Annotated in this window: 20 protein-coding genes; 6 read left to right on the top strand and 14 right to left on the bottom strand. The window is 45.6% G+C overall.

Annotation, left to right across the window (positions count from 1 at the left end; genetic code table 11):
• Positions 1 to 197: 197 nt before the first annotated feature.
• The gene (locus ACMXI2_RS27700) at positions 198 to 3,182 is read left to right on the top strand and encodes a serine hydrolase domain-containing protein (protein WP_483779136.1); all 2,985 of its coding nucleotides are present in this window, start codon (positions 198 to 200) and stop codon (positions 3,180 to 3,182) included.
• Positions 3,183 to 3,263: 81 nt separating this feature from the next.
• Here ACMXI2_RS27700 and ACMXI2_RS27695 read toward each other — a convergent pair whose 3' ends face one another.
• Positions 3,264 to 3,719 carry a hypothetical protein gene (locus ACMXI2_RS27695; RefSeq protein WP_363432427.1) on the bottom strand — a complete coding sequence of 152 codons (456 nt, stop codon included), beginning with the start codon at positions 3,717 to 3,719 and terminating at the stop codon, positions 3,264 to 3,266.
• 187 nt (positions 3,720 to 3,906) lie between these two features.
• On the opposite strand from ACMXI2_RS27695, the gene ACMXI2_RS27690 reads away from it, so the two are divergent.
• Together ACMXI2_RS27690 and ACMXI2_RS27685 are read left to right on the top strand one after the other, a co-directional pair.
• The gene (locus tag ACMXI2_RS27690) at positions 3,907 to 4,959 is read left to right on the top strand and encodes a COX15/CtaA family protein (RefSeq protein ID WP_483779135.1); all 1,053 of its coding nucleotides are present in this window, start codon (positions 3,907 to 3,909) and stop codon (positions 4,957 to 4,959) included.
• 73 nt (positions 4,960 to 5,032) lie between these two features.
• Entirely contained in the window at positions 5,033 to 7,264 is a 2,232-nt protein-coding gene (locus tag ACMXI2_RS27685; RefSeq protein WP_483779134.1) for a patatin-like phospholipase family protein, read from the top strand.
• A 15-nt stretch (positions 7,265 to 7,279) separates the two neighbouring features.
• Here the strand turns inward: ACMXI2_RS27685 and ACMXI2_RS27680 are convergent, their stop codons facing one another.
• Positions 7,280 to 8,278 carry an alpha/beta fold hydrolase gene (locus ACMXI2_RS27680; RefSeq protein ID WP_483779133.1) on the bottom strand — a complete coding sequence of 333 codons (999 nt, stop codon included), beginning with the start codon at positions 8,276 to 8,278 and terminating at the stop codon, positions 7,280 to 7,282.
• A 264-nt stretch (positions 8,279 to 8,542) separates the two neighbouring features.
• Between ACMXI2_RS27680 and typA the strand changes: the two genes are divergently transcribed.
• Positions 8,543 to 10,351: a translational GTPase TypA gene (gene typA, locus ACMXI2_RS27675; RefSeq protein ID WP_483779132.1), complete on the top strand. Its 1,809-nt coding sequence runs from the start codon at positions 8,543 to 8,545 to the stop codon at positions 10,349 to 10,351.
• 233 nt (positions 10,352 to 10,584) lie between these two features.
• Here the strand turns inward: typA and recA are convergent, their stop codons facing one another.
• From recA to ACMXI2_RS27650, 5 genes are all read right to left on the bottom strand, one after another.
• The gene (gene recA / locus ACMXI2_RS27670) at positions 10,585 to 11,595 is read right to left on the bottom strand and encodes a recombinase RecA (protein WP_079471393.1); all 1,011 of its coding nucleotides are present in this window, start codon (positions 11,593 to 11,595) and stop codon (positions 10,585 to 10,587) included.
• A gap of 596 nt (positions 11,596 to 12,191) precedes the next feature.
• Positions 12,192 to 12,887 (bottom strand): hypothetical protein, encoded by a 696-nt coding sequence (locus tag ACMXI2_RS27665; RefSeq protein ID WP_483779131.1) that lies wholly within the window; start codon positions 12,885 to 12,887, stop codon positions 12,192 to 12,194.
• A 10-nt stretch (positions 12,888 to 12,897) separates the two neighbouring features.
• The gene (rpoN, locus tag ACMXI2_RS27660) at positions 12,898 to 14,385 is read right to left on the bottom strand and encodes an RNA polymerase factor sigma-54 (protein WP_483779130.1); all 1,488 of its coding nucleotides are present in this window, start codon (positions 14,383 to 14,385) and stop codon (positions 12,898 to 12,900) included.
• A gap of 86 nt (positions 14,386 to 14,471) precedes the next feature.
• Positions 14,472 to 15,071, bottom strand: coding sequence for a ribonuclease HII (locus ACMXI2_RS27655; protein WP_483779129.1), 600 nt, complete (start codon positions 15,069 to 15,071; stop codon positions 14,472 to 14,474).
• Positions 15,072 to 15,157: 86 nt separating this feature from the next.
• Positions 15,158 to 15,598 carry a hypothetical protein gene (locus ACMXI2_RS27650; protein WP_483779128.1) on the bottom strand — a complete coding sequence of 147 codons (441 nt, stop codon included), beginning with the start codon at positions 15,596 to 15,598 and terminating at the stop codon, positions 15,158 to 15,160.
• Positions 15,599 to 15,803: 205 nt separating this feature from the next.
• On the opposite strand from ACMXI2_RS27650, the gene ACMXI2_RS27645 reads away from it, so the two are divergent.
• Positions 15,804 to 17,966: a S46 family peptidase gene (locus ACMXI2_RS27645; RefSeq protein ID WP_483779126.1), complete on the top strand. Its 2,163-nt coding sequence runs from the start codon at positions 15,804 to 15,806 to the stop codon at positions 17,964 to 17,966.
• Positions 17,967 to 18,278: 312 nt separating this feature from the next.
• Complete coding sequence (locus tag ACMXI2_RS27640) at positions 18,279 to 18,623, top strand: IPT/TIG domain-containing protein (RefSeq protein ID WP_483779125.1); 345 nt, start codon at positions 18,279 to 18,281, stop codon at positions 18,621 to 18,623.
• Between the two features lie 276 nt (positions 18,624 to 18,899).
• Here the strand turns inward: ACMXI2_RS27640 and ACMXI2_RS27635 are convergent, their stop codons facing one another.
• The 7 genes from ACMXI2_RS27635 to ACMXI2_RS27605 form a co-directional block, all read right to left on the bottom strand.
• On the bottom strand, positions 18,900 to 19,949 hold the full coding sequence (locus ACMXI2_RS27635) for an META domain-containing protein (protein ID WP_483779124.1): 1,050 nt from the start codon (positions 19,947 to 19,949) through the stop codon (positions 18,900 to 18,902).
• Between the two features lie 111 nt (positions 19,950 to 20,060).
• Positions 20,061 to 20,960, bottom strand: a complete 900-nt coding sequence (locus ACMXI2_RS27630; protein WP_483779123.1) for an SIR2 family protein — start codon at positions 20,958 to 20,960, stop codon at positions 20,061 to 20,063.
• Positions 20,961 to 20,975: 15 nt separating this feature from the next.
• Complete coding sequence (locus tag ACMXI2_RS27625) at positions 20,976 to 21,593, bottom strand: alpha-ketoglutarate-dependent dioxygenase AlkB family protein (protein WP_483779122.1); 618 nt, start codon at positions 21,591 to 21,593, stop codon at positions 20,976 to 20,978.
• A 41-nt stretch (positions 21,594 to 21,634) separates the two neighbouring features.
• Complete coding sequence (locus ACMXI2_RS27620; RefSeq protein WP_483779121.1) at positions 21,635 to 22,276, bottom strand: DNA-3-methyladenine glycosylase family protein; 642 nt, start codon at positions 22,274 to 22,276, stop codon at positions 21,635 to 21,637.
• A 55-nt stretch (positions 22,277 to 22,331) separates the two neighbouring features.
• Complete coding sequence (locus ACMXI2_RS27615) at positions 22,332 to 23,324, bottom strand: M28 family peptidase (protein ID WP_483779120.1); 993 nt, start codon at positions 23,322 to 23,324, stop codon at positions 22,332 to 22,334.
• A 20-nt stretch (positions 23,325 to 23,344) separates the two neighbouring features.
• Positions 23,345 to 24,844 carry a cysteine--tRNA ligase gene (cysS, locus tag ACMXI2_RS27610; RefSeq protein ID WP_483779119.1) on the bottom strand — a complete coding sequence of 500 codons (1,500 nt, stop codon included), beginning with the start codon at positions 24,842 to 24,844 and terminating at the stop codon, positions 23,345 to 23,347.
• Positions 24,845 to 24,987: 143 nt separating this feature from the next.
• The gene (locus ACMXI2_RS27605; protein WP_483779118.1) at positions 24,988 to 26,130 is read right to left on the bottom strand and encodes an endonuclease/exonuclease/phosphatase family protein; all 1,143 of its coding nucleotides are present in this window, start codon (positions 26,128 to 26,130) and stop codon (positions 24,988 to 24,990) included.
• Between the last annotated feature and the right edge of the window lie 7 nt (positions 26,131 to 26,137).

Below are 26,137 nucleotides of genomic sequence, written 5' to 3'. Positions count from 1 at the left end.
AACTAAATGTAAATATTCTGACAAAATAGTAAACACATTTTAATTTTTTACCAGAATTCCTAAAATATCTTCAACAGGGTATTCTAATTTAATAAAATACTTTGGATCTGACAAAATCATATGATTATTATTAGTAATTCTTTGATATTCAGGGCTGTCTGGCTGGATTTACGCATGAATATTTGTAAGTTTATGATATGAGGAAACAATTATTGGTTGCAGGACTTACAGGCCTAATGATGACAGGCAGCGCCATCTCAGCGCCCCTGGTGTTTAAGGAAAAGAAGAAGCATAAAAAAGTGACCGCACAAAAGGTAGCGCCACAACAGGACAAAGCCTCTCAGTGGGCAGATAGTGTGTTTCAGTCGCTTACCCCCGAAGAACGTATTGCCCAGCTTATTATGATCCGGGCGCATTCCAATCTCGGGCAGGACCATATTAATGCCGTCATTAAAGATATACAGGATAATAAAGTAGGAGGCGTCATCTTTTTCCAGGGCGGCCCGGTGAGGCAGGCCAATCTTACCAACTACTATCAATCTATTTCCAAAGTACCCTTGCTGGTAGCCATTGATGGCGAATGGGGCCTCGGCATGCGCCTCGACAGCGTTATTTCGCTGCCACGGAACATGATGATAGGCGCCATGCGGGATACCGCACTGGCCTACGATGCCGGAAAGCTCATGGGAGAACAATGCCGCCGCCTCGGGATTCATATCGACTTTGCGCCGGACATGGATGTGAATAACAACCCATCCAACCCCGTAATCAACGACCGCTCCTTTGGAGAAAATAAATACCAGGTGGCCCGCATGGGAGTAGCTACCATAAGAGGTATGCAGGACGCCGGCATTATGGCCTGTGCCAAACACTTCCCCGGTCACGGCGATACCAACGTGGATTCACACCTGGACCTGCCCACTATCAATAAAACAAGGGCGCAGCTGGATTCGCTGGAGCTGTATCCTTTCCGTGAAGCCATTGCCGCCGGTGTGCAATCTGTGATGATCGGCCATCTTTATATTCCATCTATCGATAAAAAACGAAATACGCCTACTTCCATTTCTTATAATGCTGTTACCAAATTGCTGAAAGAGGAAATGGGTTTTAAAGGACTGATCGTAACCGATGCACTTGAAATGAAAGGCATCGCAAAATTTTATACCAACGGACAGGAGTCCTTACAGTCGCTGCTTGCGGGCAATGACCTGATGATCCTTCCTTCCACTGCAGCCGGCAGTGTAGCGGCTATCAAAAAAGCGATCAAAGCAGGTAAGATCAGCCAGGGAGAAGTAGACGGACGTGTGAAAAAAGTATTGCGCGCCAAATACAACCTCGGACTGTGGCAGCCGCAGCATATTAATACCGATCATCTGGCAGAAGATATCAATGCTAAAACGGATCTTTTACGTAAACGTATTGCGGAAAATGCGATCACCCTGGTACGCAACGATAAAAAACTCGTTCCTTTTTCACCGGCCATGACCCAGCAAAAGCTGGCGGTGATTGCCGTAGGAGTAGATGCCAGCAACACTTTCGTGGAGGCAGTAAAGAACTATAAACCCGGTACCGATGCGTTTATTTTCACTTCGCGTCAAACTGTACAACAGATTGCACCTATTGTATCCCGCATCCAGCGCGACTACAGGGCGGTTATTATCAGTTTGCATGACTACAGCCGCCGGCCCGCCGGAAACTTCGGGTTGTCTATGGCGGAACGGCTGATTATCCGCCAGCTGCAATCGGAAATGCCTTCGGTAACCGCTGTTTTTGGTAACCCGTATGCGATCCAGTATTTCTGTGATGCCCCTCACCTGGTGGCTGCCTATGAAGATGACAGCACCACCCAGAGAGCCGCTGCAGATCTGCTTTTCGGGCAGCTGGGCCCCTCCGGGAAATTACCGGTAACCGTTTGTCCGGATTTGCCCTCCGGTACCGGTATCACTTATGAAGTGAGCAAATTTCATTTATTGCCCACGGCTACTGCAAAGGAAGCTGGCATTAATGAGCAGGCGTTGCTGCAGATCGATGGTTTGGCCAACGATATGATTGCCCGCGGCGCAGCGCCGGGAGCGCAGGTGCTGGCCCTGAAAGACGGGAAGATCATTTATAACCGCTGCTTCGGTCATTACGAATACAACAAACAGGAACCCGTGTCGCCAACAGCTATTTATGACCTGGCCTCTGTAACCAAAGTATGTGCTACCACGTTATCGGTGATGCGGTTATATGATGAAGGGAAACTTAACCTGGACGCCACATTGGGCGTATACCTGCCGCAGGTGCTGGGTACCGATAAAGCAGGCTTGCGGATCCGTGATATTCTTCTGCACCAGGCAGGCCTGGTGGCTTTTATACCGTTTTATAAAGAAACTCTTTACAACAATGCGCAGCCCGACACGGTGCTGTATCACACCAGTCCGGATGCTACTCACGGCATCCGTGTGGCAGAGCGGATGTACATGGAAAACAGCTATGTAGATACTATGTGGCAAAGGATCTTAGACAGTAAGTTGTCGCCCGGGCAGGGTTATGTTTACAGCGACTGTGATTTTATTTTCCTGGGAAAAATTGTAGAGCAATTAACGGGTAAGAAGCTGAATGAATATGTGAGTGAAACTTTTTATGTACCGCTGGGATTGGCTACCACCGGCTTTTTGCCGAGAACGCGTTTCCCTTTGCCGGAGATTGTTCCTACAGAGCGCGAGTACTCTTTCCGTATGCAGTTATTGCGGGGGGATGTGCATGACCCGGGCGCTGCTATGTTTGGCGGGGTGGCGGGTCATGCAGGATTATTTTCCGATGCGCACGATGTGGCGGTAATTATGCAGATGTTGCTGAATAAAGGATCTTTCAATGGCGTGCAATATATTAAGCCGGAAACGGTACAATTGTTTACGGCGTATAATAGCAATATCAGCCGCCGTGGCCTCGGGTTTGACAAGCCGGAAAAAGACAATGCCACCCGGCGGGAGCCATACCCGGCCAGGAGCGCTTCTGCGGCTACTTTCGGGCATACCGGCTATACCGGTACCTGTGTATGGGCCGACCCAACATCGGGGTTGGTATTTATTTTCCTGAGCAACCGGGTGTATCCTAACGGTGGCGTTAATACGAAAATAGTGGCATTGCATACGCGGGAGAAAATGTTTGAAGCGGTGTATGAGTCTGCCCGTAAATAAGAGATAACGGATAATAAAATAAGAGGTGGTATCGTTTAACGGATACCACCTCTTTTCATTTTTCAATTATGCGATGCGGGACTACTCTGATACGGAAACGCTCCTGTTGATCAGGGTTTGCGTTTTTATGGCAATAGCTTTCTCTGCCAGTTTGTTTTTGCCGCTTCTGATTTCGAAGGTGTAGTCTCCATCCTCGAGAGAACCGAGATTGTAGCGTGCTTCAAAGCGCAGAGTGGCGGGCAGTGTTTCACGGTGCAGCGTGTTATTGAAATTGTCTTTTATGTAGAGCGTCAGCTTTTCGTTGGAAGGATTATCCACAGAAAGCTGGAATAACAGCTGATCCTTTTGCAATTGTGTGATGTGTACGTTGAAAGCCTCGATGGGAGCTTCCGGTACAGGTTTTTCTTTTGCCAGTCGTGCTGCATTATAAGCAAAGGTTTTTGACTGTGCCGCAGCGTGTAAAATTGGAAAAAGGATAGTTACAAATACCAACAAAGCTACTTTGGGTGCTAAAACAACAAAACGTAAGTGTTTCATGACATTATTTTTTTAATGTGTTCGTCTTTTTTTAGTTAGGGCGGTATATTAGCTAATACAATGGTGCCGTTTAAAATTTCAATGCAAAGCTCCGATCTGCGGATTAACAGAACATTACGCCTTTGTTAAAATAATGTGAGTATTTAACCCGCTTGTTCGGCATTCATTCCCTATTTTTGCAGCGTTTATGGAAGCAGTTACAATAAAAAATAACCGCCCCGTGGCTATCTGGTTATATATAGGCGTGGGCATGTTGATAGTTCAGGTATTGCTGGGAGGAATCACCCGTTTAACCGGCTCGGGCCTGTCCATTACTGAATGGCAGCCGTTGCTGGGCGCTTTCCCTCCTATGAATGAAGCAGCCTGGCAGAAAGCATTTGATGGCTATAAACAGATAGCACAGTATAAGTACGTTAATAATCACTTTACCTTATCAGATTTTAAGTTCATTTTCTTCTGGGAGTGGCTGCATCGTGACTGGGCGAGGCTGATGGGCTTTGTGTTTATCATTCCGTTTGTTTACTTTGTTATTAAGAAGAAGATTAACAGGAGTATGATTAACCCGATGATCATCCTGTTTGTATTGGGGGGCTTGCAGGGCTTGATAGGATGGATTATGGTGAAGAGTGGCCTGAATGAAGAAAATTTGTACGTTAACCATATCCGTTTGGCCATTCATTTTATATCTGCACTGGTATTGCTGGCATATGTATTCTGGTTTGCGCTGAAACTGAGCGTGCATCCGATAGAGATATTAAAAGTTCCCGCTTTATACAAACTGAATATCTGGTTGCTGGTAGTGTTGGTAGTGCAGCTGGTATACGGCGCCTTCATGGCCGGATTGCATACAGCGCTGGTGGCGAATACCTGGCCGGATATCAATGGTTCCTGGGTGCCTGCCGGTATGTTTTCCCAGGGCGGATTTGCTACAGATATTGCACATAACCCGATTACCATTCAATTCATACATCGCGGACTGGCTTACCTGATCACTATCCTCATCGCCGTTTGGTGGTGGAAAGCGGCGCAAACGCCGGCAAACAGCCTGTTACACACCATCCGTTACCTGCCTTTGCTGTTGGTATTGCTGCAGGTGCTGCTGGGCGTGCTGACCCTGTTAAACAGCCAGGTGAAGATTCCTGTCAGTTATGGAATTTTGCACCAGGGCGTGGGAATGTTGCTGATGCTGTCGCTGATCTGGACCCTGTTCCTTAGCAGGGGTGTTAGAAACGGGAATTGATTTTCCGCCGGAACAAACTCCTGCAGCCATAAATCCGTAAATTTTCCGTAGGTTTATTCGTAATAATCGTCTGATGAAGGTGAAGTTATTATTGATAAAAATTTACTATTCTTTCCCTATACAGTTGCTGCTCCTGCATTTCAGGAAGTACCAGGTATTACTTATTTTTTGGGTGATCCTGTTCAGCACCATCAACGGCGGTTTTGCCAAGGTGTTTGGCGGCGATGCACTTTACCTGGCGCCGGAATACCTGGGCAAAGTAAATTTCTACAGCACTACTATCCTGGGACTGGCTACCGGGATGTTTATCATGAGTTGGCAAATTACCACCTTCATTTTGCATACAGGACGGTTTAAGTTCCTGGCCACCACTTCCCAGCCATTTTTCAGGTATTGCCTTAATAATGCTATCATCCCGCTGATATTCATTTTCAGCATGCTTTACCGCGGATGGGAATACCAGCGTTATGAACAGCTCAACACCGTGCCGGATATTATGTTGCTGGGGGAAGGGTTTATTTGTGGGGTGTTGTTTATCTTCTTCTTCTGTTTTTTTTATTTTTTTAATGCAGATAAAAATATTGGCCGCCGACTGGAAAAGCGTTTCGGTAATCCACGTAATTTCCTGCGGATGATCCTGAAGCCCAACCAGGACCCCGATGAAAATGCACTATCCGTTCACAATTATTTTTCCACGCCCTGGCGTATCAGAAGGGCGAGGAATGTAGATCACTACAATAAGCATTACCTCGACAGTATCCTTAAACAGCATCACTTTGCTGCCATGATCACCGTGGGCTGCTCGTTGGTTTTCCTGGTAATACTGGCTTACATGATGGATTATGATATGTTCAGAATTCCTGCCGGCGCCAGTGTGCTGATCTTTTTTGCGTTTCTCATTGGAGTGGCCGGCGCCTTTTCCTATATGTTACAAACCTGGTCTATTCCCATATTGCTGGTGATGTTGTTTGGCTTGAACTGGATGGTGGAACATAACTGGGTAGATAACCGCAATAAGGCTTACGGCCTGAATTACCGGGACAAAAAAGCGCGTCCCGAATACAGTGTGGCGGCTTTGCAACAATTTTTTACCCGGGAGAAATATGAAGCGGATAAGAAACAAACCTTACTGATATTAGAGAACTGGAGAAAGAAATTTCCGGCGGGGAAAAAGCCGCCGCTGATTGTAATGAATTTCAGCGGTGGCGGCAGCCGTTCGGCCACCTGGAGCGTAAATGTATTACAACGGCTGGACAGCATGCTGAAAGGCAGGCTGATGAAACATACCGTGCTCATGACCGGCGCCTCCGGTGGTATGCTGGGCGCCAGTTATTTCCGGGAGCTGTATTATGAACAGCAGCAAGGTAAGCCTATCCGCCTGTCTGATAATATCTATGCCGAGAAGGTGTCGCAGGATTTACTCAATTCTGTGTTTTCTGCTATGGCAGTGAATGATTTTATTACGCCCTGGAGGAGTTTCAGCATCGGGAAAAATCATTACGCAAAGGACAGGGGCTATGCGTTTGAAATGCAGCTGAATGAACATACAGACAGCGCTTTGGATAAAACGCTGAAAGATTACCGGGCGCCGGAAGCCAATGCGGAAATCCCTATGCTGATATGGAATGCTACCATCAATGCAGACGGGCGCCGGTTAATGATTTCCCCGCAGCCGGTCAGTTATTTATGCAGCCCGCAGTATCAGTATCCCACACGGCAGGTAAGGGATATTGATGGTGTGGATTTCGGGCAATATTTTGCGGCGCAGGATGCGATGGACCTGCGTGTAACCAGCGCGATCCGTATGTGTGCAACCTTTCCTTATGTGCTGCCGAATGCGTTCCTGCCCAGTAATCCTATTGTGGATGTGATGGACGCCGGTATCCGCGATAATTTTGGTCAGCAAACCACGTTGCGTTATTTGTATACATTTAATAAATGGATCAATGAAAATACCAGTGGGGTGATATATATCCAGATCCGTGACACCCGCAAAAATGATATTTCCCCTATCAAGAAAACAAAGGATCTGAGCGACCTGTTGTTTGAGCCGTTATTTACTATGCAACAGCACTGGAGTGCCATGCAGGATTTTGACCAGGATGATTTACTGAACTACATGGAAGGATATTTCCCGGAGAAGTTTCACCGGGTGATTTTCCAGTATGTGCCGCAAAAGCAGGACAAGGCGGCGGCTTTATCGTGGCATCTTACCTCCCGGGAAAAGCTGGACATTGCGCATGCGCTGGACAATCCTGCCAATCAGAGTGCGTTGGAGTATGTAGTGAAGTTGCTGGAAGAATAGCATTATTCATGGGGTTTATTCCTGCAAAAACTTCAGCAGCGGAGCAATGAATTTCGTATAGGCTTCAATGTGGGGAAGATGTCCTACACCTTCGATGGGTACCAGTGTGGCGTGTGGAATTTTTTTCGCAGCATTGTTTCCCAGTTCAGGGTAATTCCCCATTGTTTTGCGCACTTCTTCCGGGACATTGGCTTTGCCTAAAGCGGTGCGGTCGCGTTGTCCTATAATGAGGAGAGTTGGGGCGGTAACATTTTGAAACTCATATAATACCGGTTGGGTAAAAATCATATCGTAGGTGAGGGCAGAGTTCCAGGCTACCAGCGAGTAGTCCGGGCTGCTGGTCCAGCTGGCTTGTAGCTGTGCCCATTTATCATAGGCGGGCGACCACTTGCCGGCGTAGTAGCTGTCCATCATATATTGTTTGATCTTCTCATAGTTTTGTTGCAGTTCTGCTTTATACCATTTATCTATTGACTGGTAGGGCACTTTCACTTTCCAGTCTTCCAGTCCGATAGGGTTTTCCAGGATCAGTTTTTCGGTTACTTCCGGATACATCAGGGCGAACCTGGTGGCCAGCATACCGCCCATTGAATGGCCGAGCACTGCTGTTTTTGTGATGTGCAGGGAGTCGAGCAGTGTTTTGGTGTTTTGTGCCAGCAGCTGAAAGCTGTATTGAAGGTGTTCGGGTTTGGATGATTTGCCAAAGCCGATCTGATCCGGGATGACAACGCGGTATCCGTTATTGCTGAGGTCTGCTGCGGTACTGTCCCAATAGGCGCCGCAGAAATTTTTGCCGTGGAGGAGTACAATTGTTTTGCCATTGGGGTGGGAGGGTTGAACATCCATGTAAGCCATTTGAACGGCCTGACCCTGTATTTGTAATTTCAGGAAATGCACCGGGAACGGGTATTTATATTCGGAGAGGGTGATATTCTGGGCTGGTATTTGTGCGTATATCCGGGAGAAGATGAGGGAGAGACAGCTGATGGCGAGGATATATAATTTCTTTTTCATGAAGGCGGTGTTAAGCAGTTAGAACGCAGTGGGGTGGGACAAAATTGACGCCATAAAACTATTTGTTTGCAATATTTGGATATAATTAATTGTAAATCAATGATAACCAACCTATTGCAAGGACGATTTTCGAGCTGATCAAATGATTACATTTATTTAAAACGTGACACCCTCATTCTCGCTATGTTTTCGTACCTTTGCGCCTTCTTTTTGTAGCTATTAGCGTAAATTTAGTTAATGGCTGATAGCTAAAGATTTAAGTATATGAACATTCGTAATATCGCAATTATTGCACACGTAGACCACGGTAAAACTACTTTGGTTGACAAAATCCTTCATCAGGCTAATGTATTCCGGGCTAACCAGGAATCAGGCGAACTGATCATGGATAGTAACGATCTTGAAAGAGAGCGTGGTATCACCATATTCAGCAAGAACGCATCTGTTGAGTACAAGGGAACCAAGATCAATGTGATTGATACTCCGGGCCACGCCGACTTTGGTGGTGAGGTAGAAAGAGTATTGAAAATGGCTGATGGTGTTATCCTGCTGGTAGATGCTTTTGAAGGCCCTATGCCACAAACCCGTTTTGTGTTGCAGAAGGCTTTGCAGCTGAATCTGAAACCTATTGTTGTTATCAACAAGGTGGATAAAGCTAACTGTCGTCCTGATGAAGTACACGATGCAGTTTTTGAATTGTTCTTTAATCTGGATGCTACAGAGGAACAACTGAACTTCCCGACATTTTATGGCTCTGGTAAAAATGGCTGGTTCAACAGTACATTAGAGCAGAGTGAAGATATTTCACCGTTGATGGATGGCATCCTGGAGTATGTTCCACAGCCAAAAACTCCGGAAGGTAACCTGCAGATGCAGATCACTTCACTGGATTACTCTTCTTTCCTGGGACGTATTGCTGTAGGTAAAGTGGCCCGTGCTTCTATCGAAGAAGGACAGTGGGTTACTTTGATGCAGACAGATGGTACCAGCAAGAAGCAGAAAGTGCGTGAGCTGTATATTTTTGAAGCGTTAGGTAAGAGAAAAGTAACTAAGGTATTTGCCGGCGATATTTGCGCGGTAGTTGGTATTGAAGGGTTCAACATTGGTGATACCATCGCAGATGCAGAAGAGCCGGAAGCATTACCAATCATCAGTGTGGACGAGCCTACCATGAACATGTTGTTTGGTATTAACAACTCTCCGTTCTTTGGTAAAGATGGTAAGTTTGTTACTTCCCGTCACCTGCGTGACCGTTTGATGAAGGAAACGGAAAAGAATCTGGCACTGCGTGTAATGGATTCTGACAGTGCTGATAGCTTCATGGTGTATGGTCGTGGTATCCTGCATTTAGGGGTATTAATTGAAACCATGCGTCGTGAAGGTTATGAGTTGACTGTTGGTCAGCCTCAGGTAATTGTGAAGCATGTGGATGGTAAGAAATGCGAACCGTACGAAACCCTGGTGGTAGATGTTCCGCAGGATTTTGCCAGCAAGGTAATTGATCTGGTAACCCGTCGTAAAGGAGAGATGCTGATCATGGAAACCAAGGGTGAAATGCAACACCTGGAGTTTGAAATTCCTTCCCGTGGTTTGATTGGTTTGCGTACACAGATGCTTACTGCTACCGCAGGTGAAGCAGTAATGGCGCACCGTTTCAATGATTACAAACCGTGGAAAGGTGCTATCCCAGGCCGTAACAACGGTGTGCTGATTGCCAAGGAAGCTGGTACTACTACCGGTTATTCCCTGGATAAGCTGCAGGATAGAGGATCTTTCTTCGTTGATCCGGGAGAAGAGGTATACAAGGGTATGATCATTGGTGAAACCAACAAACCGGGTGACCTGGTGGTGAATCCGAATGAAGGTAAGAAACTGACCAACATGCGTGCGAGCGGAACCGATGGCGCTGCTAACATTGCACCTAAAATACTGATGACACTGGAAGAATGTATGGAGTACATCCAGCATGACGAGTGTATTGAAGTTACTCCTAACTTTATCCGTATGCGTAAGGTTATACTGGATGAGGAAGAACGTAAGAGAACAGCCAAGAGCATGAAAGCAGAAGCTTAATTGTTTTTGTTAGTAAGATAATAGTGAAAAACAAAGCCGCTCCGTTTTACGGGGCGGCTTTGTTTTTGGAGGAAGTAGAGGGGAGACTTCACTCCCGGGCAAAAAAATCCCCGCCCAGGATAAGGCAGGGATGTGCATACTAACCCAATGCTTACTAAAACTAAAACTAACTTTTATGTATGTTTAATACTAAGTTTCAATTCAATGTTTATTCAATTCAATAGCAGCCAATATTAAGCGGCATCTTGCTTTTCCTGGATCTTCACTTTAATCTTTGCTTCGATTTCTGCTGCCAGTTCAGGGTTATCATTCAGCAGTTGTTTCACTGCATCACGGCCCTGGCCTAATTTATTGGTGTCATAGCTGAACCAGCTACCACTTTTCTGAACAACGCCATATTCAACACCCATGTCGATGATTTCTCCCGTTTTGGAGATACCCTGACCGTAAACGATATCGAATTCTGCCTGGCGGAACGGAGGTGCTACCTTATTCTTTACTACTTTCACTTTCACGCGGTTACCGATTGCTTCGTCGCCATCTTTAATCTGGCTCATGCGGCGGATATCCAGCCTTACAGATGCGTAGAATTTCAACGCATTACCACCGGTGGTAGTTTCAGGGTTACCGAACATAACGCCTATCTTTTCACGCAGCTGGTTGATAAAGATGCAGCAGCAGTTTGTTTTGGAGATGGTGGCCGTTAATTTACGCAGTGCCTGTGACATCAAACGGGCCTGTAATCCCATCTTACTTTCACCCATTTCACCTTCCAGTTCACTTTTTGGTACCAGGGCGGCAACAGAGTCAATTACGACTACATCTACTGCTCCGGAAAGGATCAGGCGATCTGCTATTTCCAGTGCCTGCTCACCATGATCCGGCTGTGAAATCAACAGGGAATCCACGTCAACTCCCAGCCTTCTTGCGTAGCTGCTGTCAAAAGCATGCTCCGCATCTATAATGGCGCAAATGCCGCCTTTTTTCTGTGCTTCAGCGATTGTATGGATGGCAATGGTTGTTTTACCGGAAGACTCTGGTCCATATATTTCAATGATCCTTCCCTTTGGTAAACCGCCAATTCCAAGTGCGATATCAAGGCCCAGGGAACCTGTGGAAATGATTTCCATCGGCGCTTCTGCTTTTTCCCCCATCATCATCACAGATCCCTTACCGAAATCTTTCTCAATCTTGTCCATTGTGAGGCGCAGGGCCTTCAGTTTTTCTGCATTGGCTGTAGACATATAAGTAATGTTTTTACAAATTTAATAGATAGCTGATCACAATTAGAAAGCAAATTAATTGGATTGCTAAGTTATGATCTAATTTTTTATTTTCCTAAATATTTTAGCAATTTCTTTTAATTGCTAAATAAAATAGTAATCTTTTTCCGTGCTGTTCAAGAACTTCCTGTCAAAAAAATTTATTCTTAAGATCTTAAAAGGGTTAACCCGCAATGGCATAACAAAGATGCGAACCCATTACGCATTGAATATGCGTAACAACAAAACCTCAAAAAAATAATTATCCGCAGGAAGTGGGAATTCTACTGCATTTTTAAAAAGCGTAGTTATACGCTTGAGTATCAGCGCAGAAAGTTTCACTTTTGTACTGTCAAGTTTAGTTGTTGAAGTTAATCCCCTACTGTTTGTTAAAGTTGTTTGTTAGCCTGCCTTGCGGCCTTGCATCCATGTGAAGAAGAAACGGTGAAGCGGTCAAGGTTAAACCCCAAAAATTTTTTTATCGCCATTCTAATATGTTGTTCTCCCTGATCCCTGGCTGGTGGCTGACTTGTTTCAGCATTTACCGGCAGGGGAGCAGGGATAGAATGGTGAAATGCCTATTTTACAAGTATCCAGCACGCTGCCAGCTGAGAAACGATCCCAATCAGGAAACCGATATAGATTTCACGTGGTTCATGCGCTTCCAGTACCAGGCGGGATGTGGCCACTATGCCTGCTACAAAGAAAGTAATGACCAGTGGTATGGAGACATTCATATGCATTCCCCACATCAGCGACAGTAAAAGACCTATTACGCCGCCCCAGCCTACGGTATGCATGCTGGTTTTTATAAAGTTATTGGTAACAAAAGCGATGGAGACACTCAGGAACACCCCCAGGAAAAACGCCGTGTAGAACTTTGGCGCCCTGCCTTCCTGCTGAAAAGTATAAAACGCCCAGAAGTAATAGGTGATCATGGCCACATAAGGAATGATCCTGTCGCGCTGGGTTTTCATATGAATGGAAGAAACAAATTTCAGCGCCTTCGCCAGTAAAAGCGTGAGCACCGGAAACCCGATACTGATAATAGCTACCCTGAAATACAGCATATCGAAGGCAAACCTTTTGCTCAGGGGCTTAAAGGCTACCATGTATTCCGGAATGGATTCCAGCACCAGGAATGTTACCAGCAGGGGAATGAACAGCGGATGTGAGAGATAGGAAATGATCAGTGCCAGGGATTTCATTGCCTTTGGAAACTCCGGCTCCAAACGTATATTTCCGTTCCGGTCTAAAACAGCTTGTTCTTGCATGGTGTGGTTCTTATAATTCTTTACGTAAACGGGCTACCGGAATATTCAGCTGCTCCCGGTATTTGGCCACCGTACGGCGGGCAATGTTATATCCTTTATCCTGCAGCATCTTCGTGAGATTTTCATCACTGAGCGGTTTACGTTTGTTTTCTGCTTCAATGAGGTCTGACAGGATCTTTTTTACTTCCCGGGTGGATACTTCCTCGCCGCTGTCGGTAGACAGGGATTCAGAGAAGAAGAATTTCAGTTTGAAGGTACCGAACTCGGTTTGTACATATTTGCTGTTGGCCACGCGGCTTACGGTAGAAATATCCAGTTGCGTACGATCCGCGATATCTTTCAGGATCATAGGCTTCATGGTGGTTTCATCTCCGGTAAGGAAAAATTCGCGCTGGTAATCCATGATAGATTCCATAGTGGATAACAACGTATGTTGCCGCTGCTTGATGGCGTCTATAAACCATTTGGCAGCATCAATTTTTTGTTTGATAAACAGTACGGCTTCTTTCTGGCGTTTATCTTTCTTGTCGCCCCGGTCGTACTCCTTCAGCATTTCGCGGTAACCACCGGAAATGCGCAGATCGGGAGCATTACGCGAATTCAGGGTAAGTTCCAGTTTACCGGCGTTGTTTAAAATAAAGAAGTCGGGTAGTACGTAGCTTTCTGCTTTATTCAGCGTAGCGAAATTGCCGCCTGGTTTGGGAGTAAGCTTGATGATCTGGGTAATGGCTTCTTTCAGTCCTTCATCAGAAAGGCCCAATGCTTTCTGGATTTTCTCGTAGTGCTTCTTGGTAAATTCGTCGAAGTAGTTTTCGAGGATGAGGTAGGCGTTGTGTACGCCGGGATCGTCCTGTGCTTTACGTTTCAGCTGGAGTAAGAGGCATTCTTTCAGATCGGTGGCGCATACGCCTGCCGGATCAAAGTCCTGGATCTTTTTGATCAGGGAGTTGATTTCTTCTTCGGTGGTGTCAATATTCTGCGAAAAGGAGAGATCGTCTACCATAGAGGCGATTTCCCTGCGCAGGTAGCCGTCGTCGTCGATGCTGCCGATGATATGTTCGGCGATAGCGTTCTGGTGGTCGTCCAGCTCGAGCATGCCCAGCTGGCTCAATAAGTGTTCATGGAAAGATGTTTCCACCCGGATGGGGATGGTTTTATTGCTTTCGTCCGGATCGGGATAGTTATCATCACGCAGCTTGTAATCCGCCACATCATCATCTCCTTCACTTACATATTCAGAAATATCGATATTGTCGTACTCATTTTCACTGCCATCGGGTTCAAATTCATCTTCTTCCGCCGGTGCTTCGTACTCTTCCTGTTCTTTGAATTCGTCTTCACCTGCCTCTTCGCCATATTCCAATGCAGGATTTTCTTCCAGTTCCTCTTTGATCCTTTCTTCCAGGTTCACAGTAGGTACCTGCAGCAATTTCATGAGCTGAATTTGCTGGGGTGAAAGTTTCTGTAATAATTTCTGCTGTTGTGTCTGCTTTAACATAATTATTCCCTGTCAGGGCAAAATTAATAAGTATAAGGTTAACAGAGCGACTCGCTGTCAGCATTTAGCTTTTAGATAACGAATAGCTATAAATCCAGTTCCAGCTGCTCCGGCAACAAACGGAATGTTTTGCGGTGAAATGGCGTATCGCCAAATTCCCGGATGGCATCCCGGTGTTGCCTGGTAGGGTATCCTTTGTTCTCATTCCAGCCAAAGTGTGGATATACAGCATGTAACTGCTGCATATATTCATCACGATAGGTTTTGGCCAGGATGGAGGCAGCTGCAATAGAGGCATATATGCCATCTCCCTGTATAATGCAGGCGTGTGGTGTATTGCCGTATGCATAAAAGCGGTTACCATCTACCAGTATAAATTCAGGTTGCTGCTGTAACTTCTCCAATGCCAGGTGCATAGCTTTGAAAGAAGCTTTCAGTATATTTATCTTGTCTATTTCCACATTATCTACACTTGCCACGGCATAACATACTGCTTTTTTTTCAATCACCTTTCTCAGCTTTTCCCGGTCTGCCGGTTTCATCTGCTTGGAATCGTTCAGCAACGGGTGTCTGAATTTTTTCGGCAGAATGACGGCCGCAGCAAACACAGGACCCGCCAGGCATCCCCTTCCGGCTTCATCGCAGCCGGCTTCTGTTAATAATTCCTGATAGTAAGAAAGTAGCAAATCCAAATCTATTAAGCCGGGTAAAATTACAAGATTAATGTTCAAGGAACAAGGATTGTGGATTTTTGAACTAATACCGCAGCCTTCTATTCATCTTTCTTAAAGAGATCTTTAAAGTCCTGTTTGAAATCTGTCCATTCTTTATCGGATTTTTTCATCAGCTGATCGGCGGCTTCCCGGGTGCTGTCCCATTTATCGGCGCTGCTGTTTTTTACATCTTCCAGCTTTTTGTTCATTTGTGCTTTCATCATTTCCAGTTTTTTACGGGCAGCCACGCTTTTCTCGTCTCCTTCTTTCTTTAACTCCTCCGTGGTTTTGTCTATTTCCCTGATACGCTCCTGGATAGCTTCTTCCGCCTGTTTCTTTTGCTCAGATAAATAATCGCCCGTGCTGTTGGCGGCAGATTTTATATCCTGCCCGGCTTCTTTAATGTCTTCCTTTATTTCTTCTTTCTTTTCCTGTTGAGTGCTACTCTCGTTACAGGCAAATAGAGCGGTAATGCCCGCCAGTAAGAATATCTTTTTCATGTTCCGACGATTTTTTTGTGTTTTTAAATACTGGCACAGCCTTCCGGCCGTACCCCTTTATCAAAACATATTCCAGTTTTTTTGTTCACTCCCGGATCATATTTTAATATTTGTCAGATGTTTGAGGCCATTGATCCTTATACCTGCGCCCGGTAACAAAAAATTAGCTAGGTTTGAGGTCCTTAAAAACAAAACCTGACTTAATATGAGAAAAAAATTACTGGTTTTGCTCTTATTGCTTAGCGTAAGTATCAAATGGGCTAAAGCAGATGAGGGCATGTGGTTGCCTTATTTACTGGGGCAGCAAACGTACAACGACATGGTGAAGAAAGGATTGAAGCTGACTAAAGAACAGTTGTACAGTATTAATAAAGCATCACTGAAAGACGCCATCGTTATTTTTGGTGGTGGCTGTACCGGTGAAATTGTAAGTAATGAGGGCCTCATTTTTACTAACCACCACTGCGGTTATGGCGCTATTGCCGCCGCCAGTTCAGTAGAACACAACTACCTGAAAAACGGTTTCTACGCAAAAAATAAACAGGAAGAAATAGCTTCTTCCCAGTTGTCTGTACAATTCCTGGTAAGAGTGGAAGATGTGAGCAAGGAGGTGGAAGAAGCCCTGAAAGGACTTGATGGAGCTGGAAGAGCCCAGAAAGAACAACAGGTATATGGCGAAATTATCGCTAAAACTATTACCAACACCGGTTATGAAGCGAAGGTGGTGCCTATGTTCAAAGGCAATCAATACCTGCTGTTTGTATACGAGCGCTATAAAGATATCCGCCTGGTAGGTACGCCTCCTGAAAGCGTGGGTAAATTTGGCGGAGATACTGACAACTGGGAATGGCCCCGCCACACCGGCGACTTCTCCGTGTTCCGTGTATATACCGGTAAAGACGGCAAACCTGCTGCCTATGCCGCTGATAATGTGCCTTTAAAGCCAAAACACTTCCTCCCCGTATCTATTAAGGGTGTAAAGGAAAATGATTATGCCATGATCTTCGGTTACCCTGGTGGCACCAACCGTTATGAAACTTCTTACGGCATACAGCTGAAAACAGCTATCGAAAACCCTTCCGTGGTAAATCTCCGTGATGTAAGACTGAAGGCCATGTTTGAGCAGATGAAGAAAGATCCTGCGGTAAAGCTGCAGTTAGCATCATCTTATGCCGGGATCGCCAACTATTGGAAATTTTTTGACGGCGAAACAAAGCAACTCCAGAAACACGGTGTGCTGGCCGACAAACAAAAACAGGAAGCTGCTTTTGCCAAATGGGCACAAGGCAAACCTGAATTTGCCAATATCCTTTCCGACTACGAGGCAGCTTATAAAGCATGGACTCCCTACGCCAAACAACGCACTTACCTGAATGAAGGTATCATGGGCTCCCCGGTAGCGGCTTTTGCGGCTTCTTTAACAGGCGTGGAAAGAGCATTGGTAACACCTGGCGCTCCCAAAGAAGCCGTTAAACAAGCAGTAGATGCAGCTGATAAAGCGCGTAAAGCATTCCTGGAAGGAGAAAACAAACCATCCGATCAGAAAATCCTTGCAGCTACCTGTCATATGTTCTACACAGACATCTCCAAAGATCAACAGCCTATTGGTTTTTATGATGCGCTGAAAGCAAAATACGGCCCTCTTGATGAAGATAAAACATACAATACCTGGGCTGCTTCCTTAATGGCCAACACGTTTATTTTTGATGATGCCAAATGGAACGCATTTGTAGCAAACCCGGATGCAGTAACCCTGCAGAATGATCCTGTATTTGCCTATTCCAGCACATTCATCAAAAACTATGTAGGTAAATACCTGCCGTTATACAACCAGTTCAATACAAAGAATAACGATCTTGGCCGCGCTTACCTGAAAGGTGTTATGCAGATGAATCCTAACGCCAACAGGTATCCCGATGCAAACTTTACCATGCGCTTATCTTATGGCCAGGTAAAGCCATATTCTCCGCGTGATGCCGTGCACTACGACTATGTAACCACTATGAAAGGTGTGATAGAGAAGTATGTGCCGGGTGATTATGAATTTGACCTGCCTGAAAATTATGTTAACCTGTACAACAAAAAAGATTTCGGTCAGTACAAAGATGCTAAACGCAATGATATTGTAGTTGGCTTTATCACTACTAACGATATCACCGGTGGTAACTCCGGTTCTCCTGTTATCAACGCCAACGGCGAGCTGATTGGGCTTGCTTTTGATGGTAACTACGAAGCGCTGAGCCACAAAATTCAGTTTGATTCCGAGTACAATCGTACTATCTGTGTAGATGTACGTTATGTACTGTGGTGTATTGATAAACTGGGTGGTGCAAAAAATATTATCAATGAGCTGAAACTGGTGAAATAATCTGCTGGTAAGCATTTCATCAGAAAGTCCCGTACCGGTAATTCCGGTGCGGGACTTTTTATTGCGGGTTAATGTTGTTTTAGTGCAAACATTTTTTGCATGATGTTGAAAGAATAAAATCATATACCCGTATACGTAATTCTACGTGTTTTTTTGATGGATTGTTTTTTTATTGGAGGAATGATTGTACCTTTGCGTCCGTTTGAATACCGAATATATACTGTTGACGATAAGAGTTGCAATTGCAATAGTGTTAACCCCGGTGAATTATTTGTAACAGGGTTATGATCCCCCAAAAAGAAGAAAAAAAAGATGACACAGTTTAAATTGTTTGTGACAGCCCTTATGCTGTTAATTATGGCCATGACGGCTTGTTCCCCGAATTCAACAGAAAACACCGCTGAAGTAGTAACTGTAGAAGGACATGCAGGAAATTTCCTCCTGATCAAAGGACACGGTTTTAGTGAAGATTTGCATGAAAATAAAGTGAATTTTGGTAACATACCTGCGCAAATTCTGCGTGCAGATGGTAACACCCTTTTGGTGCAGGTACCTGTGCAGAAAGCCACCACAGTACCTGTAGTGGTTGCGGTAGGAGGTAATGTATCCAACGCGATGTTGTTTGCATATCATCCCAAGCTCGTAGCAGCGAAGTAAGCGTGATGAATTAGAAATTGCGAATGGTGGTTTTATACACAGATAGGAATGCGAAGAATTTCTTGCATTGGCGGAGCTGTGTATAAAACCACCATTCGCAATAATGTTTCAATTTGCAGGCTATGTATAAAGAGTTCCGGCCACATCCGCTATTGACTACATATGTTGACGTCTGCCGGGTAGGAGGTGGACCGCATTTTACCCTTCACGCAAATACCTATTTGTTGGAGTAGCGTGCCTGGTGCTTTTTATATAATGGATTATCTGCCAATAATGTCACAATGTTTTATCCTGCATACCAAACATCACCACAATTTTCCCGTCTTTATAGAGGTTTAATGTTTGGTCAGCCACGTCATACCGGAAGGTGTTATCACTGATGAGTTTCAGGAATTCAGTTTCGCGGCGCATTACATCTGCGTCCGGGCAGGCCATGCGGGTGCTGATACCCTGTGTGAATTTTATTTCATTGCCGGCGGCGTTGTATCCACCGGAAATATTGTTACAGCCGCCTTTGCCGTTGAAGCGTTTTTTGCTTTCATCAAACTGCAGCCAGATACCGGAGTTGCTGATTACTTCGTCATTGATCATTTTCAAGGTCCATTTTTTATTGGCAACAGCTGCCCAGTTGTTATTGGAAGCGCTGCCATCTTTTTCTTCCAGGCGGAACTGCAGTACGGTATTGCCGTTTTGGAGGAGCTTCAGGGTTTGCCCGGATACCGCATATTGAAATGTTTGATCGCCTAATTGTTTCATGAAGGTGGTTTCACGGCGCATCATGTCTCTGTCGGGGCAAGCCATCAGGGTGCCGGCGGTTTTGGAAAGGGTGATATTGCTGCCGGAGGTGGTATATGCGCCCATCATACTGTTGCAACCACTTTTACCGTGAATACGTTTCTTACCGGCGTCGAACTCCATCCAGATGGCGCCATCGGAAATATCTTCGTTATCCATTTTCACCAATACCCATTTCTTTCCGGCGATGGCAGATGAAGCTGCGTTGCTGATCTTCTTTTTTTCCAATACTTTGGAGAGGGTATATTTCAGGGAAGAGCCATCTGCCGGCGGGTTCTTTACCTGGGTAATTTTTACCCTGAGCTTATAGCGGTAGCCGGGGGTGTATTTAAAGCCGTTGATATTGGTATATAAGTTGGACCAGTCTGTATCATTTACTCCCTTTATCTGCAAACACTCCATAGGAGCCACGCCAGTACAGGGTTCCTTTGATTCTTTTACATAGATAACCTGTGTTTTGGCGGGTGGTTGTTTGCTTTGTACCGGGGGCATAAAGGTGGTGGCGAGGGTGATTGCTAATTCAAGTAACATAAAACATGGATTTTAATAATTAACAACAAAAGGAGTCATGAGGTTGTCTCTTTTGAAGGATTGCTCCATATTTTGCAAAAACGCTGCCAGTCTCACTTTTAGGCCCTGGTATTACCTGCTGCTATGATGGGCAGTTTGACGGGCCTTCCCGATTTGTTTGATAATAGAGTCATAGTAACCCAGTTTATCTTTGCCGGGCAGGCTTACGATGGTTACATCATTTGCGGTGAGCAGGTCCAGTTTGAATTTAGATGATGTCACATATTCTTCCGGAATATAGTAGAAGATGTGATTGGGAACCGGCACATTTTTATGATGGAACTTTTGCCTTGCCCTGTACGTGAGCAGCCACCAGAGATCCGTTTCCACAAAGTCCAGTGACAGGCCAAAGATGTGTATATCATCTGTAAAGAAGAGATCTATCCAGGAGTGAAAATACACTTCCCTGGCATGAATACGCCGGAGCAGCGAAGGCTTGGGTACTTCTTTGGAAGAATACACGGTGCCGCTCACCACGTAGTTGCGCATCAGTTGTAACTGGCCGCCATAGTGTTCAAATCCCAGGTTGATACTCATGGGGTTGAGACAATCGCCATGAATATGCCAGTAATGGATATCATCTACTTCATATCTTCTGAAAATGCTGTAAAACTTTTCCTTGATGACACTGGTGTTTTCCAGTGGTATCTGTCCTTCCAGCGTAAATTCATAGTTGGTAGTGAGGATATGTGCCGGCTTCAGCTCCCGGATGGCACTGTGCAGCGGGTTGGCTTTTATTTCTGCTGCTTTGATAGCGATGAATGATTTGAGATCTTTTTCTCTTATCCGGTGATTTTTGCTGGCTGTTAAAAAGATTTCTTCATACAGGAGCGGGAATGGTTTTTTGTCGTCCAGTTCCACGCAATCTCCGGCGTGGCAGAAGGTGATAATATCTTGCAGCAGGTCTTTCCAGCTTTGGCCGCGGGAGATGTTATTGATGTCATTTCCGATTAATAATACAAGGTTTTTCATAGTATATGCCATCTTTTAGGGGTGGATAAACCGGAAGGTGAGGTTAATTCTTCCGTTTGATATTTTAGTGGTTTTGGGAACCTGGTGTTCCCAGTATTCCTGTAGTGGCCCTTTCATAACGAGCAAGGAGCCGTGTTGCAGTGATAGTTCGTATTTCCGTTGGTGATCACTTTTATAGCGCAGCTGGAAGCGGCGGGTAGCGCCAAAATTTACAGAGGCAATTACCGGGTTACGTCCCAGTTCCGGCTCATCATCTGCATGCCAGCCCATAGCGTCATTGCCATTGCGGTAAAAGTTCAGTAATACGCTGTTGAACGCCTGGCCACTCAGTGGTGTAATGCGGTCGCGTATCAGTTGTAATTCGGCTGTCCATGCTTCCGGGGAAAAGATATTTCCGGAGAATCCATAGGAGGCGGCAGTGTCGCCATACCAGGCCATTAAGCGTGGAAATAATACCTCTTTGCCATATATTTTCATGGATTCCTGTTTCCAGGTGATGGATCCCTGCAGGACCCGCATGAAATGATCGCTTTCCGACAGGTTAAAAAACTGCGGATAGTAAGCCAGCTCTCCATTCAGTAATGAAATCTTCCCGGCATCCTCCTCATTGAAAAAACTTCCCTGCACATTCATAACACAAATTTACAACCATGCTACGCACTGTATATGTCAAGTTATTTATCCGGGGTATTATCTTTCCACGACCAAAGGTAGCGACAGGCATGTGTACGGTAAGGCGCCCATTTTTCGGAGATTTTGACCAGTTTATCCCGGAATGCTTTTTTGTCTTCCCGGTCCAGTTTATAGAGTTTGATCATGGCCTGTTGTAATCCCCAGTCGTCCATTGCAAATATGTCTTCGCGGCACAGGTGAAACATCAGCAGCATTTCTACTGTCCAGCGGCCAACGCCTTTGATTTGTGTGAGGTAGGCAATCACTTCGTCGTTGCCCATTTTTTTCAGCTTGCTGTCGGTCAGTTTTTCAGCGATAACGAATGCCGCCACATTTTGCACGTAGGTAACCTTAGCGTTGGATAAACCAATACCACGAAGCGTTAACGGCGGGGTATCCAGTATTTGCTGCGCTGTTGGTTCCCGTCGTCCATAGAGATCAAGAAACCGGGAATAGATGACATCTGCCACTTTGGTGGATAGCTGCTGACTCATAATGGAGCCAATCAGTTTCAGGCAGATGTTTTTTCGTATAGTCAGCTCCGTTAACGGGCCGGTGATAATTTTCTGTAGCTTTTTATCCTTGCTGAGATGGGCCACATAATGTACCGGAACGGCGTCCGGGGTGCTTTTTGACCTGGGCATAAACTGTTTTTTAAAGTTAATACGTCACATCATCCTTCACCCCGGGCCGTCTTTATTAATAACTAAACGGCTGTGTATAGATTACCTGCAGCAGTGTTTGTCCTACTGCCTGCAACGTTTTCCGGTCAATCACATCCATATTGTCGTTTTGTGTATGCCAGTGAGGGGCAAAGTCGTTGTTCGACTGTAACGCAATGATATCGAATGTCGGGATATTGGCGATGGTATTTACCGCGATATGATCATCTGTGATAAATGCACCGTTATTTTCATAGCGGAATATATCAGAATAGCCGAGTTTGTTGGCCACATCCCAGAACATTTTCATTTGTGCGCCTGCGTATTGTTTGGAGGAGCCTTCCATGTAGAACTGGGTGCCGCGTCCGCCTACCATATCCAGGAGGATCCCGTAGTTTGCCTTATAGCCGGGAATATGCGGGTTTTTAGCCCAGTACTGGGTACCGAGACAAAATGAGTTTTCATCATTTTTAGCGCCGTAGTCTTCCACGTCTACCAGCAGAATGTCTATGCCGGTTTCCGGTTTTTGTTTGTGGAATTGCCGGGCGGCTTCCATCAGTACGGCTACGCCGCTGGCGCCATCATCTGCACCGTCCAGTTTCTTTGTTTTATCAAAGGCATCTTCATCTGCCCAGGGACGGGTATCCCAGTGAGCCAGCAGCAAAACGCGCTGTTTAGCGGCAGGGTTGAAACTGGCGATAATATTGATACAAGGCAGTTTTTCGTTTTTCGGCCCGGTAACAGTAGTGCGTTGTACATACACGGTATCCGCCCAATTGCGGAAGTTGCCGATCAGCCAGCCGGCACATTTCTCCTGTGCGGGCGTATCAGGTATCCTGGGTCCAAAACTTACCTGCCGTGCGGTGTACGCATAGGCAGAATCTGCCTGGAAAACAGGTACCGGTACATCCACTTTAGCCACTTTGCTATCGCCGGTACTGTCGGTAGTGTTATCGGTTGTCTGACTATTCTGCTGGCAGGCGCCGGCCAGTAAGGCCAGCGCTGTCAGCGTAAAAAGAGCTTTACGCATTATCTTCCGGAGTATTTATTTTATTGAAGACTGTAAGAAACGGTACCGTCTTTCTCATCTTTCAGCTGAATGCCTACAGATAATAATTCGTTACGGATTTTATCGGAGGTGGCGTAGTCCTTGCGGCTTTTGGCTTCCTTCCGCATTTCAATCAGCATCTGTAATACGCCATCCAGTTTATTATCTTCCCCGGCGATGGATTCCTGTTGTATGCCGAGAATATCCACCAGATAGGTTTTCCAGGTTTGTTGTAACAGCTGGAAAGTATCTTCACTGATTTCGTGCATTTTTATTTGTCCGCCTTTCAGTGAATTGATCACCGGTGTAAGTTCAAACAGGTTGGCCAATACTTTCGCTGTATTGAAATCGTCGTTCATGAATTCCGGGCATTCCAGGCACCACTGACGTACCTGTTTGTCCAGCTCTTCATTGATGCCCTGGCCGTTGGCTGCGATATACGTCAGCTTCTGCAATGTTTCATAAGCAGCCCATAGGCGCTGAAGTCCTTTTTCCGTTGCCTGCAGGGCCTCGTTGGAGAAATCCAGTGTACCGCGGTAGTGTGTCTGCAACACAAAAAAGCGGATGGTCATGGGGCTGTATGGCTTTTCCAGCTGCGGGTTTTCACCGGTAAACATTTCGGTGAGCTTTATGGTGTTGCCATAAGACTTACCCATTTTACGGCCGTTGATGGTGATCATGTTATTATGCATCCAGTAACGGGCCATCATATCGCCGTGTGCAATTTCGCTTTGTGCAATTTCGCACTCGTGGTGTGGAAACTGGAGGTCCATGCCGCCGCCGTGAATATCGAACTGGGCGCCCAGGTATTTGGCGCTCATGGCAGAGCATTCAATATGCCATCCGGGGAAGCCTTCGCCCCACGGGCTTGGCCAGCGCATAATATGCTCCGGCGGCGCTTTTTTCCAGAGGGCAAAATCTGCTTTGTTATGTTTATCGTCCTGGCCTTCCAGTTCCCTGGTGGTTTCCAGCATATCTTCCAGTACGCGGCCGCTGAGGATGCCGTAATCGTAGTTAGCGGCATATTTTTTAACATCGAAATACACGCTACCGTCTACTTCATAGGCATAGCCTTTTTCCATGATCGTTTTGATCATTTCTATCTGTTCAATGATATGCCCGGTGGCGGTAGGTTCTATGCTTGGTTCAAGGCAGCCAAACTGCAGCATGGCCCAGTGGTACAGGTTGGTGTATTTCTGTACCAGTTCCATTGGTTCCAGCTTTTCGAGTATAGCAAATTTGGATATTTTATCTTCCGCTGCGCGTCCTTCTTCTTCAAAGTGGCCGGCGTCGGTGATATTACGAACATAGCGTACTTTATATCCCAGGTGTTTTAAATAGCGGAATACTACATCAAACGTAATATAGGGGCGGGCGTGGCCGAGGTGTGATTCGCCGGATACGGTGGGTCCGCACACGTACATACCAACGTGGCCCGGGTGTAAAGGTGTAAATACTTCTTTCTGACGGTGTAATGAATTATATATCCTTAGTTCTGACATATGCTGTAAATGACAGATGCCATATAGCTGACATCTTATTTTTTGTTGATGGATGGCAAAGATAAAAATTGTTTTCCTGGTACAAGCAGGCAACAACATCGGTCAGCCCTAAAAATATTATATATTTTCATAATTGATTACGGTTATTTATTTACTTCTACTGCTGTTTTTCCGCTACCGATCAGGCTAAGATTGGTAATTACAGGATAATGGTCAGACAGGTCTGAGTTTATTTTCCGGAAGCTGTTTACCTTAAAATGGTTACTGACAAAAACATAGTCAATACGCAAGGTAGGCGCCAGCCCTGTAAAAGTACGGCCAATTCCGAAACCTTTTTGCAGAAAAGCGTCCTGGAGATCGCCTTTAATGGTAAAGTAGGTATAGGATGCCGGGGTATCGTTAAAATCGCCGCAAACGATCACTGGATATGGGCTTTGCCGGATAAAATTGCCTACAATATCGGCTTGTTGACTGCGGCGGATATACGCTTCCCGCATTTTCTGGATAATGCTTTTGGTGGCCTTCAGCCCGGTGTCTTCCTGGTTTTTGATCTTCCGGATGGCGGAATAATCTTTTTCATTGAAGCGATAGGATTCCAGGTGCATATTAATGATCCGCAAGGTATCCCGGTTTTTTACGATATCAGCATAGATCAGGCTTTCGCTTCTGGGGCCCACGCTCATTTTCACTTTATCGGATGCGATGATGGGAAAACGGGAATAGATGATAGATCCCCAGTGCTGCATGCCGTCGCGGTTAAAATCGCTGGAAAAATAGCGGTAAGGCAGTTCCATTTCGCGGGAAATATCCTCGCGGTTATTAAAGTCGTTTTTCTTTTCGGAGGTATAAAAATCCTGGAAGCAGGCGATATCCAGCTCCTGTTTTTTGATCATGGCAAACATGGCCTGCCGGTTGTATTTACTGTCTCTTTCGCGGTATAGTCCGAACTGGCTTACATTGTAGCTCATTACGGTAAGGGTATTGCCACTGGTGGCTACTTTATTCCCGGCGGGCATTTTAAAGGCCACAAAAGCGCTGATAGATTTCCAGCCAAGCAGCAGCGCGATCAGTGATAGCAGGGTATAGCGATAATTAAAGAACAGCCACCCGATCAGGAATATCACTAATAGCGCCAACAGGAACGGGAACGCCAGCGTAATAAAACTGATGGGCCAGAACCAGGCCGGTGAAATATATGGCGCCATGCAGGCTGCCAGGAAAAGTAATACCACGGCGAAATTGATGATCAGAAAAAATCCTTTCGTAAATAGTCTTAAAAAGCGCACCGCGTCA

The sequence above is a fragment of the Chitinophaga sp. G7 BAM 1005 genome (genome assembly GCF_057126945.1).
Note: the sequence above shows the minus strand (reverse complement) of the source record. Positions and strands in the feature narration are given on the sequence as shown.

Bases quoted from the DNA above. Each gene is read 5' to 3' on its own strand.
- rpoN (WP_483779130.1), bottom strand. From the start codon at position 14,385: ATGTTAAAGCAGACACAACAGCAGAAATTATTACAGAAACTTTCACCC.
- ACMXI2_RS27620 (WP_483779121.1), bottom strand. From the start codon at position 22,276: ATGCCCAGGTCAAAAAGCACCCCGGACGCCGTTCCGGTACATTATGTG.
- ACMXI2_RS27625 (WP_483779122.1), bottom strand. From the start codon at position 21,593: ATGAATGTGCAGGGAAGTTTTTTCAATGAGGAGGATGCCGGGAAGATT.
- ACMXI2_RS27665 (WP_483779131.1), bottom strand. From the start codon at position 12,887: ATGCAAGAACAAGCTGTTTTAGACCGGAACGGAAATATACGTTTGGAG.
- ACMXI2_RS27695 (WP_363432427.1), bottom strand. From the start codon at position 3,719: ATGAAACACTTACGTTTTGTTGTTTTAGCACCCAAAGTAGCTTTGTTG.
- ACMXI2_RS27630 (WP_483779123.1), bottom strand. From the start codon at position 20,960: ATGAAAAACCTTGTATTATTAATCGGAAATGACATCAATAACATCTCC.
- ACMXI2_RS27690 (WP_483779135.1), top strand. From the start codon at position 3,907: ATGGAAGCAGTTACAATAAAAAATAACCGCCCCGTGGCTATCTGGTTA.
- ACMXI2_RS27640 (WP_483779125.1), top strand. From the start codon at position 18,279: ATGACACAGTTTAAATTGTTTGTGACAGCCCTTATGCTGTTAATTATG.
- ACMXI2_RS27700 (WP_483779136.1), top strand. From the start codon at position 198: ATGAGGAAACAATTATTGGTTGCAGGACTTACAGGCCTAATGATGACA.
- typA (WP_483779132.1), top strand. From the start codon at position 8,543: ATGAACATTCGTAATATCGCAATTATTGCACACGTAGACCACGGTAAA.
- ACMXI2_RS27615 (WP_483779120.1), bottom strand. From the start codon at position 23,324: ATGCGTAAAGCTCTTTTTACGCTGACAGCGCTGGCCTTACTGGCCGGC.
- ACMXI2_RS27680 (WP_483779133.1), bottom strand. From the start codon at position 8,278: ATGAAAAAGAAATTATATATCCTCGCCATCAGCTGTCTCTCCCTCATC.
- ACMXI2_RS27650 (WP_483779128.1), bottom strand. From the start codon at position 15,598: ATGAAAAAGATATTCTTACTGGCGGGCATTACCGCTCTATTTGCCTGT.
- ACMXI2_RS27685 (WP_483779134.1), top strand. From the start codon at position 5,033: ATGAAGGTGAAGTTATTATTGATAAAAATTTACTATTCTTTCCCTATA.
- cysS (WP_483779119.1), bottom strand. From the start codon at position 24,844: ATGTCAGAACTAAGGATATATAATTCATTACACCGTCAGAAAGAAGTA.
- recA (WP_079471393.1), bottom strand. From the start codon at position 11,595: ATGTCTACAGCCAATGCAGAAAAACTGAAGGCCCTGCGCCTCACAATG.
- ACMXI2_RS27645 (WP_483779126.1), top strand. From the start codon at position 15,804: ATGAGAAAAAAATTACTGGTTTTGCTCTTATTGCTTAGCGTAAGTATC.
- ACMXI2_RS27635 (WP_483779124.1), bottom strand. From the start codon at position 19,949: ATGTTACTTGAATTAGCAATCACCCTCGCCACCACCTTTATGCCCCCG.